At 52.0% G+C, this 10,126-nt stretch carries 5 protein-coding genes, 2 tRNA genes and 1 pseudogene; 3 read left to right on the top strand and 5 right to left on the bottom strand.

Annotated elements, in window-relative coordinates:
• Positions 1 to 116: 116 nt before the first annotated feature.
• Positions 117 to 650, top strand: a pseudogene (locus AB1S50_RS18120) (IS5 family transposase); the annotation flags it as partial.
• A gap of 25 nt (positions 651 to 675) precedes the next feature.
• Positions 676 to 1,749: an IS630 family transposase gene (locus tag AB1S50_RS18115; protein ID WP_367152554.1), complete on the top strand. Its 1,074-nt coding sequence runs from the start codon at positions 676 to 678 to the stop codon at positions 1,747 to 1,749.
• Positions 1,750 to 1,942: 193 nt separating this feature from the next.
• Here AB1S50_RS18115 and AB1S50_RS18110 read toward each other — a convergent pair whose 3' ends face one another.
• The 5 genes from AB1S50_RS18110 to AB1S50_RS18090 form a co-directional block, all read right to left on the bottom strand.
• Positions 1,943 to 2,302: a VOC family protein gene (locus tag AB1S50_RS18110; protein ID WP_367152553.1), complete on the bottom strand. Its 360-nt coding sequence runs from the start codon at positions 2,300 to 2,302 to the stop codon at positions 1,943 to 1,945.
• Between the two features lie 800 nt (positions 2,303 to 3,102).
• Positions 3,103 to 3,176: transfer RNA gene (locus AB1S50_RS18105), tRNA-Cys, on the bottom strand.
• Positions 3,177 to 3,682: 506 nt separating this feature from the next.
• Complete coding sequence (locus AB1S50_RS18100; RefSeq protein ID WP_367152552.1) at positions 3,683 to 4,936, bottom strand: hypothetical protein; 1,254 nt, start codon at positions 4,934 to 4,936, stop codon at positions 3,683 to 3,685.
• A gap of 371 nt (positions 4,937 to 5,307) precedes the next feature.
• Positions 5,308 to 6,930 carry a sulfatase-like hydrolase/transferase gene (locus AB1S50_RS18095; protein WP_367152551.1) on the bottom strand — a complete coding sequence of 541 codons (1,623 nt, stop codon included), beginning with the start codon at positions 6,928 to 6,930 and terminating at the stop codon, positions 5,308 to 5,310.
• Between the two features lie 895 nt (positions 6,931 to 7,825).
• The gene (locus tag AB1S50_RS18090; protein ID WP_367152549.1) at positions 7,826 to 8,191 is read right to left on the bottom strand and encodes a hypothetical protein; all 366 of its coding nucleotides are present in this window, start codon (positions 8,189 to 8,191) and stop codon (positions 7,826 to 7,828) included.
• Positions 8,192 to 9,366: 1,175 nt separating this feature from the next.
• Between AB1S50_RS18090 and AB1S50_RS18085 the strand changes: the two genes are divergently transcribed.
• Positions 9,367 to 9,443: transfer RNA gene (locus AB1S50_RS18085), tRNA-Pro, on the top strand.
• The last annotated feature ends 683 nt before the right edge of the window (positions 9,444 to 10,126 follow it).

The following is a 10,126-nucleotide window of genomic DNA, read 5'->3' as shown; positions in this document are numbered from 1 at the left end:
CCTGCGTCAAGCCCTGCTCAAGGACCAGCTTTACGGCCTCTGAACGAAACTCTATTGAATAAGTCTTTCTCATAGTCATTACATACTCCCAATTGCCTATGGTAACAATCGGGACTGTCCGGAGAAATCAGGCTACCCCAGTGGATGCCAGTATCATTTCAGCCCCGAGTTCGACAAAGAACAAAGACGGTAAGCGCGACCCGGAAATGCGCCAGACAAAGAAGGGCAATGAATGGCACTTTGGTATGAAGATGCACATTGGCGTCGATGAATCGCTCGGCCTGATTCACAGTATCGAAACCACACCAGCTAGCGAGCATGATCTGAATGTGGCGGACAAGCTACTTCATGGAGAAGAAAAACGCGTCTGGGCGGATGCGGGTTACACAGGTGCACAAAACCGTAAGGCACTCTCATCAAGGAATTTGGATTGGCATATTGCGATGCGGCCTGGTAGGCGAAAGCAGCTAAAATTTGCAGACATTGAGCGAGCTGAAACGACCAAGGCAAGCGTACGCGCGAAGGTAGAACATGCGTTTTTCTATATCAAACGCATGTTCGGTTACAGCAAGGCTCGTTATCGTGGGTTGGCAAAGAGCACCAACCGGTTGTATGTACTAGTGGGCCATGCGGAAAATAAGGTTACGTGATTTGATTTCACGTATACTTGCCCCCATGGATACTCCTGACGTTTTTACAATTACCGCTCATGATGCAGCGACCCTGGAAAGCTGGATTCGCAGCACCTCGCTTCAGCAGGGTCAAATTACTCGAGCTGAGATTATTCTGGCTCTGTCGGAAGGCATGCCAGTGATGGACGTGGCTGCGGCCCAGCGCGTGTCTCGCAAGACAGTCCACAAGTGGAAGACGCGCTTTATCGAATCGGGCCCGGAGGGTTTGCTTGACCAGGCAAGGCCAGGGCGACCGTCGGTAATTGACGCCGAGATTGTGAACCGTGTTCTCACATTGACGACGAGCCGCATTCCTCATGAGTCCACTCACTGGAGTGTCTCGTTGATGGCGAAGTACGCCGGTGTTACCACATGGCAGGTTAGGCAAATTTGGAACGCTGCAGATCTGAAACCACACCGACTCAGAACCTTCAAGATCAGCAATGACCCGCAGTTTGCCGAGAAGGTGGTGGATATCGTTGGTTTGTATATGGACCCGCCGGACAATGCCTTGGTGCTGTGTGTCGATGAGAAAACCCAGATCCAGGCACTCGATCGCACTCAACCAGGGCTTCCACTTGCCCCGGGGTGCATTGGAAGTCGCACCCACGATTACAAGCGCAATGGAACGGCGGCGCTCTTTGCAGCCTTCAATATTCTGACTGGCGAAGTGATTGGTCGCGTCGAGAAAAGATCGCGTTCCAAGGAATTTCTTGCCTTTCTGAAACAGGTCGAGCGGCAGACACCGAAAGACAAGGAGTTGCACATTGTGCTGGATAACCTCAGCGCTCACAAAACCAAAGAAGTCACAGAGTGGGTAGCCAACCAGCCTAGAATTCATTTCCATTTCACGCCCACAAGTGCATCCTGGTTGAACGCCGTCGAAGGATGGTTTGCGCAGCTCGAACGGCGGGCTCTTTACCGAGGCATATTTACCGACGTGGCGGACTTGAAGGCCGAGCTGCAGCGATTTATTCGTGTTCATAACCGCGATCTTGCCAAACCATTTAAATGGACAAAGAGCGCCGACACGATACTGGCTTCAGTGCGGCGAGCCAAAAATGTGTCACCTAATTAACCGCATGGCCCACTAGGGCCAACACAGTTAGTGTGAACAGCCCCTAATGTTTGGGGCTGGGCTTTTGGAATCTACTCAGCCTGCTAGGCTTTGCTGCCCGGCTTGCGCCGGTGAAGAAAAGGCCGTCCAGAAGCAGGCCCCGATGCCGAATGGGAAGCTGTATCAGTTTGCTGTTGCAGACTGGTTCCTGCGGCTATGCACTGATATCGGACCAAACGGCATATTCATTGCCATTGGGGTCGCTAAAATGAAAACGGCGACCGCCGGGGAAAGAAAATATGGGTTTAATTGTTTTTCCGCCAAAGGCTTCAATTTTTGCTTGTGTGGCCTCCAGCGCATTACTGTAGATCACAACGAGCGCGCTGCCATTTTCCGTCGAGACCGCTTGTTCTGATTTGAAGAAGCCGCCATCCAGTCCGGCATTTTGAATGGCGGTGTAATCCGGACCAAAGTCCTCAAAGGTCCAACCGAAGACCCCCGTAAAAAATTCCTTTGTGACTGATAAATCTGTCGAGGGGAATTCCACATAGTTGATTTTTTCATGCTTGTTCATATGGGTATCCTATTGAGACAGGTCCGGCCCCAGTGGGGATTGGTCCTAAAATCTCCCCGGTCACCGGGTGAAAAACTGCTGTCGGCTCGCTTTGGGGGCATGACTGTGCCGCAGATTATGCAACGATTTCGCTTTTGCGGTAAAACTGGTGCGAATGTTCCAGGGGGTATGCAAGGCTGAACTGAGAAAGGCGGGGGTGGGGTTACCCAGCGGCCTGTCCGAGCTGCCCGATGCTCATGCAGGGGCAAGCGCCGGGTAGGTTGGATTGGGGGCCGCGATGATGGCGCTGTATAAAAAAGGTGGTGCGGACGGCGGGACTTGAACCCGCACGATCGTAAGATCGAGAGATTTTCATACCCTCTACGGCTTTCGCCGCCGACGACAGGCGTCGTTTGTGGCCTGGACTATCCCTTCGCCATGGCCGTTACAACGGCTTTAGGCGCTGCCCGTCTAGTCTCTACACCTTCCGACACCGTAGCATTCCGGGGTCGGCTTGGCTCGGGATTGGCGTGGGCTCACAGCGCAGCCGTTAGCTTTCCCCGAATTTGAGCAGTTCTACTCCTGACGTTTCCCTCAGGGCACTCAAAGTTGGTTTAAGTCTCTTGTGTCTACCAATTCCACCACGTCCGCATTGTCGATTTAGAACGCCATAGGCGCGGGATACGCCACCTTATCTGTAGCGACGGCACGCTGGGTTCTAATCCATGCTCCTCCTGTCCCGTTCACCAGCGGGTTTCACTGGCTGAGCTGGGCATGTCTGGCATCTGAATGAGCCTGGCAGACAATAGCCGGGAAGGGGATGGAGGCTAGGGTCGGAATCGAACCGGCGTACACGGAGTTGCAGTCCGCTGCATGACCACTCTGCCACCTAGCCTTAAACCCCACTAAAAAGTGAGGTGGAAAAAGCTCCAGATTCTACCGGTAGACCGAAAAAATCCCAGCATTTTCCTATACTTACGCGCCTCTAGGGGCGTAAGAAGGCGCTATTCTAGGTGCTGCGCAGGAATAGTCAAGAGAAACGGCCTCAGGCGCCTGCGATAGGCGTTTTACGGGGTATGACGGGGGCCGGGCTGGACGAGAGGTTGCTTAGTTCGATTATTCACTTTGGTTAATAGGAATTCGAATAGATTAAGCTATGGCTATTCCCATTTATTCTAGTGTGTTGGGGGACTTCGACTGGCAATTCCCTGGCCTTGTTCGATAATTCTTGATAACTGGCTAGCACATGCTCCCCCCAAAGTGTTTAGTAATGCCGGTAGGGCAACTCTGAGGAGCTGCTGCCCGCTGCGTAGTAAGGATGAAATCCTCCAAGTTTCACTCCTAATGGTCTTGGCCCTGACGCTCTCCCCCCCCGTCGTCAGGGCTTTTTTTGTGCCAAATTTACCTGTCGGTATTTTTGCCTTCTCCGCCCAGGCGGTCTCTGTCGAGGGTTTTCAGTGGCCCGCCCGCGACCTGCTCCGCCAACTGGCGAAATCCCGCAAGACTGACTTCTCCACGGGTCTCCGCCAGCTTCCGGGCGACGTCGTCGATACTGGCCGCGCCATGGCTCACCGCGCGGATCTCCTTATCCAGGGCATATATCAGGGTTGCCGCCCTGGCTGTAACTGCGCCGGAGGAGCTTGGCACTAGGAGGCTGGGTGCCTGTTGGCCCCATTCCGCCAGCCTGGCCATGGCCTCATCGTAACGCAACTGGCTGATGCCACCGGAGCGCCGCAGTATTTCCAGTGAGTAGAATTCCGCCAGGCCTTCCACTATCCAGTCACTTTCATGGTCTCCCCGGATACCCGTGGCCACATGTACCAGTTCGTGGATCATGCTGCTGGTGCGGTTGCCGCTGATCAGGGGGCGCTCGGCGTGCATGAACAGGGAGCGGGTACCGGACAGGCCGCCTCGCCACATGGGGTCCGCAGCGGTCACCACCAGCAGGTGGTCGGGAAAATCGGGGAAAACCTGCCGGATATAAGGCAGATTCCAGTTGAGGAAGGCCAGAGTGTCCTGGCGGTGAATATTTTCTCCGAGGGGGGCGGATACCTTGGTATTGGTACCGGCGATCATGTCCTGGCGGCTGCCAATACGGCCGGCGATCATCCATCCTTTGGGGCGCTTGATGCGGCGCTCCGGATCCTTGATCCGGTAGACATTGTCGTCCAGCTTTTCATAGGGCAGCGCGGATGTCCACTCGTCCGGCAGGGTGAGCTGCAGGGACGCGCGGGCGCTTAGGCCCGGTTCCATGGTGGCGGAGATTGGGGGGATCAGCCGGTCGCTGCGCAAAATGGTCCAGTCATCGGTGATGCGGGAGTCGTAGCCACCGGAGGAGCGCTGATGGTCGATGGCAAAGCGATAACTGAGCCGGGCCCGGTTGCCTTGCGGTGTCCACCTGACTTTTCCCCCGTCCACCTGGATTGGGTCCTGGCTCTCAATATTGCTGTATCTCTCTCCCCTGAAGTGGACAACCAGTTGTTTGGGCAGCCGTTTGCCCTGGAGTTGAATGGCAACTTCCGCCATTCCGGTTTCCGGCGAAATCTCCACCTGGTAAAGCAGTTCAAACCCCTCGCTGCTGGCGGCATGGGCCGCCGTTGTGAAAAGCCAGCTTGCGGCAACAACAAGGTACAGAATCGGGTAGTGGCGAAACATTGGGGCCCTATAGATTTTAAGACTTGCAGGGTTGGACAGGAAACTAGGGTACCGGTGCCATGGACCCCAGACAATTGTCCGGGTACCAAAATGGCCGACTGGATGGCTCTATCCCGGTGCGGGGCTTGGGATGGTAATTGGCAGGGCAGGTCGACAATTTGCGCTATGAAGCTGTTGGGTGCTATGAAAAGGGCCCATCCCTTCACTGGCTCGCTGTTCCTGCGGACTCCTGTGGCGGTCGGAGAATTAGGAGTTGGCCGGTGGACGAGTTTCGCCTGCTGCCGGGCTCAAGCCGCTGAATAACAGGCGGTTCCGGCGAATCGAGTGGGGTTGTAAAGAGGGTAACCAATCGATAGGGGGCTAACGGCCGGTTAATCGTGCTGTTTGGCCCGCGACTCCGCTGGATCCCGGTTTGGAAACCTTTCGATCAGCGCGTCGTGGCTATCGATGAATTTCTGGATAGGTGCAACCGCAAACAGGCCCGGATAGAGTTTGCCATACCTCTCCCCGGGGTCCCGCTTGACGTTGTAAAACTCCATGCCGGGAAGTCCGCCTTTGGGCTGAGTCAGGTGGACTTTGAAGTCCTCGTAGCGCACCGCTGCGAGTATGGGCCCACTGTAATGCATCATATAGTTGCGGCGACCATGCCCTTCGCCCAGCAACAGGAGGGCTGTCTGGTCGATACCGTCCGTCACCCGATCTCCGGGGATTTTTTCCTTGACTCCGGCCAGGTAGGCGGCGGTGGTGAAGAGGTCGGTGACATGGATGATATCCACCGGATCCTGGTTCGGCTCGATCATGCCCGGCCACCAGGCCATGGCTGGCACCCTGACGCCCCCCTCCAGGGTATCGCCCTTGGCACCGCGCAGCAGTGTATACCCGGAGGTGGGATAGTAGGCGTACATGGGGCCATTGTCGCTCCACCAGACCACAAGGGTATTCTCGTCAATCCCCTCGGCCTCCAGCGTTTTGAGCAAATTATCAACATGCTTATTGTGCAGGACCATCATCGAGGCCTGGGCATTCACTTTGTCGACACCGGCGTCCTGCTGGTGGGCCTTGGCTCCGGTAATCTGGAGTGCATAGCTGGCCCAGTAGATGAAGAAGGGTCTGTCTGATCCCGCCTTGTCGCGAATATAGCCCAGCATCTGGCGATTGGATTCGTTCTCGAAGGCCTCCTGCCGACCAAAACCCAGTTTGCCCGCTGAGCCTGGAATGGGCTTGCGGGGTTTGCCCTTAGCACCGATATAGCCGGCGACGGAAAGGTCGATACCTGTCCGCTCAGCATATTCCTCGTACCCGGGAAAATCGTGGAATGCGGCATTGACCGGCATGGGGGTCTCGTACATTGCCTGTGAGTCCTGCCAGGCATCCGGGGCGCCATTGAAAAGGCCATAGTAGGACTGCTCAAAGCCCTGGTTTTCCGGCGCATGCTCGGGGGCGTCACCCAGGTGCCACTTGCCCCACATTGCGGTGTGATATCCAGCGTCGGAGAGCAGTTCGGCAATGGTGACTTCCTTTGGGCTCAGGCCTTCGGGTTGCCCCGGCCAAAGTACACTCAGCAGCCCTGTACGGACCGGGTGGCGCCCGGTATTGATGGCAATGCGGGTGGGGGTGCAGGAGGGTTCGGCATAGGCGGCCCAGAAACGCATGCCTTCAGAGGCCATCCGGTCCAGGGTCGGTGTCGGAGTGCCGCGGTGTTTGCCACCTCCCTGCCACCCAAGCTCGCCCCAGCCGATATCGTCGGTCAGTATGAAAATGATGTTGGGCTTTTTTTTGAACCGCTTTTCCAGTGCAGCCAGTTTCCGCTCTATCTGCTTATCCTCCTGCTGCCATTGATCCTGGTGTCGTTTCTGCAGCGCGTAAAAGGGGGCGTCAAACTGCTGGGAGTAAACAGGCTCGGAAATCATCAAAGTGAGGAATGTGGAGAAGATGGTGAAAGCCCTGTAGATGACGGTGGTCCCGCCAGTAGCTGTGGATCCGCGGTATGACATCCGGTTACTCCTCTAGCAGGTTGTTGAAAAAGGCATCCTGCCTGTTTCAAAACACGAAAAGCGAAAAATGTGATTTTCACTTTTCTCACAAAATCAACGACTTAGGCGTCGCCGATTTTGTCGGAATATCCATATTCCGGTAGCAGGCGTCGAAATTCTTCGAATTTCAACAGCCTGCTAGGCTTTGCTTGGCGAAATTCATCCGCAAGTACTGGTGTGGGTCGGATCAGTTTCGCTTGTTCTGTACGGCAGAAACCTGGAGACAGAGGCACAACATATCCTCTAAAGGTACAGATTAGATGAATGGGGATATCAGGGGCGGAGGCTTGACGCCAAAAATCTCCTTAGAACTTCGAGCCGACTTCATCGTCGACTGGCATGACACTGGCAGTGCATATTATTCCGAATGGTAAGAGCGAAGATGCGGACTCCTAATACCAGCGATATGGACTTTAATATCTGGAGTCTACTAATAAGCACAATCTATAACAGTTGAAGCCGTAGTCTGATTTAGAGATTATGCGTTGGGAATCAGGCTTGTATCGACGCGTTAGCACTGCCCCGAAGAACGCTGGAAGGCTCAAAAATATTGAAGGTTGCCTCCAATCATTCTAAGCTTGGGAAGTAAGATTTCCCTAAAATCAACTTTTTCATTGCTAGTCAGTTTCGATTTCTCTGCAAAGAGAATACTGTTCGCAGTGTGCGCATTGGATACTGTTTTCAAGGCCAAGTTTAATATGGACAGAAAGGGTGGGGAATACTGCGTTTCCCCGCCCACCTACTTTGGTAAATTCCTGCAATAGAATATTCACTCTCTCGGTAAAAGCTACAAAAATATATTGCGGTTTTCCCGCTAAGAAAATTTATGATCGGAGCGCGATATTTGTCGCTGTTCTTAGAATCCTGTTTCATACTCCATCGTTGCTTCCACAAATTCTATACTGCCATCATCGTAGTGAATGTAGGCCTCTCCCTTGTTGATTGTATACGCATGAACAGTTACAGTGCATGAAAGGCCTGCGCTGCAGCCTTTTCTCCAGTCAATTTTATCTATAGATTTTGTAATGTTTATAATACTCCATCGCCCTGAGGTTGAGCCGCCGAAACTAAAGTCCTGACCAAAACAGTAGGAGGTGCCGTTGCCAACTACGTTGCCTCCGCTCACACTCAGATGACATGTCATGTCGGCAGATAGCACAGGTAATGAGAAAAAATGGCCTAGTGCTAATACTGATACCATCAATAGATTTTTTGGAGTCATATTCCTTACCTTATTGTATGTCGAATCTTTTGTATCGCGACTTGGAAAGTTACGATACCGCCAATATTAGCATCAAGGTGTTAAGTTTTGTTGTGAAATTAATGTGAAATCTCTCAAATTTATGAGTAAATTTCCGCCAAGTTTAATGCAAATATTTGAAAGTCTATTTTGTGGCTGCCAAAGATTTAATTTTTATTTTAAGTGATAGGCGTAATTATGTCGATCAACGAAAAAATAGTTTGTTAATTAGCAGCTCAGCACTTCGGTGCCAATTTGGGACTTTGTTGCCTATCGAGCGATCCTTGCCGATATGGCCAGCTAAGCGGAAGGAATTACTAGATGGTTTGAAGGAGGCTGTTTGGTTCGTTGTAAATGTGTGTTGGAAAAATGACTTTGTATTGTGTGCGTGGAGCGGATAGGGCTAGCTTAGATTTCCATAAGTGAGCGTTGTTCAGAAATTTATCAAAACTCTTTCTGTTCATGCAAAATTGCGCGCCTACGCCTATTTGTTTCACACCCGAGTCAATTATATTGCAATAGTATGCTGAGCTTCCGCTTGGATCTCGGATAATTTTTATTCGAAGATCAAGGTTCGGGAATCCTTTGCACCGGCGTACGGTGAAGCTACCAATTTCAAGCCTTTAGTTATTACTTATGGCGGAATATCTGATTCCAATGGTAAGGAGTTTATGAGGAGGTCGCTTGCTCAGATGATAAACGTACAAGTGAGATTGGTAGGCTGTCTAATTATTATCCTTGCGGAGTATGGATGGGTCAGCGAAAAAGAGAATTGTTGATTGGCAGGGGACAACCTCTGCGTTGTTAGTTGACCAGCCTGGACAAGGCTGGCTCGGGAGGAGATTGAATTCGTTATTTTCACCGAACGTTTTTGCTCTAAATAAAGGACTTTTTTGAAGTTTTCGACTTAAAAACTTGCAATAAAAAGGTTTTTATTCCTTAATTTTTCGATTTGTCAGGATTTTGGCCTATGGGCTTTTTCTCCAGAGCTAAGTATCCTTGGGTGAATAAACACTTAAAAACCAATAACTTAGCATAAATTTGTGTCCTTTTTGTGCGGAGCATTAGAGGTAACATATCCGAAGGCGTTACTTGGGATGTAATTGCCACCTCTTTACAAAATTCGAACTCACCGCTACTATCCGCGCCGACTTCATCGGGGATTAGCGCAGCCTGGTAGCGCGTACCGTTCGGGACGGTAAGGTCGGAGGTTCGAATCCTCTATCCCCGACCAACTTCCGCTGTTTTGATTCCGAGGCTGTTAGGGCCACCCACGAGCTTGCTTCTGCGAACACTAAAGTGCTGAATCTACCAGGTGTTTCGCATGCCTGCGGAGAGCACTCTCTCGATTGCTGCGCCTTTCGGCCTTCTAAAATGGCTGAACTATTGGTTTCTTCACCGACCAGGTCGCCTGGAGGCAGGTCACGAAGTAGCCAAACCCTTCCAGGCTTCTTCGCTGGGATCTGCACTGAACTCCCCCACAATTGAATGGCTCGGGCATAAGGTCCGCCGTCTGGGCAGTGATTTTTCAACCACGTTCCTACTGTGATAAATCTCAGTTCTTACGGCACATTCGTGCGATCTTTTCATTGTAAAAAACAATTAAATCAACAGATTTTATTAATTTTAGCTTTTATCTGCATTTCACAGCGCAAAAAGGTTCCCAGCCCTCGATCTGCTCCCCATTTTCCAGTCCATGCAGTTTCTAGTCATGTCTACCACCCCCGAGGAAGGTGAAATCGAAACCCCTAATGGCAAGTTCCGGAAAGAGTGCCTTAACAGGCTGTTGAAAAATCAGGGAATTCTTCAACAGCGCCACTTTCAGTTTTCAAAAATAGGATAAAACAAAGATATCCTATCGGTTTTGATGTTGGATTCTCGGTATCTTTGGGCCATTTCCGCCTCATCAGGCGGACC

The sequence above is a fragment of the Microbulbifer discodermiae genome (assembly GCF_040742695.1).
Classification (GTDB): domain Bacteria; phylum Pseudomonadota; class Gammaproteobacteria; order Pseudomonadales; family Cellvibrionaceae; genus Microbulbifer.
Note: the sequence above shows the minus strand (reverse complement) of the source record. Positions and strands in the feature narration are given on the sequence as shown.

What these genes read in the sequence shown, in the direction of transcription:
- AB1S50_RS18110 (WP_367152553.1), bottom strand. Translation starts at nt 2,302, where the DNA reads ATGAACAAGCATGAAAAAATCAACTATGTGGAATTCCCCTCGACAGAT.
- AB1S50_RS18090 (WP_367152549.1), bottom strand. Translation starts at nt 8,191, where the DNA reads ATGACTCCAAAAAATCTATTGATGGTATCAGTATTAGCACTAGGCCAT.
- AB1S50_RS18095 (WP_367152551.1), bottom strand. Translation starts at nt 6,930, where the DNA reads ATGTCATACCGCGGATCCACAGCTACTGGCGGGACCACCGTCATCTAC.
- AB1S50_RS18100 (WP_367152552.1), bottom strand. Translation starts at nt 4,936, where the DNA reads ATGTTTCGCCACTACCCGATTCTGTACCTTGTTGTTGCCGCAAGCTGG.
- AB1S50_RS18115 (WP_367152554.1), top strand. Translation starts at nt 676, where the DNA reads ATGGATACTCCTGACGTTTTTACAATTACCGCTCATGATGCAGCGACC.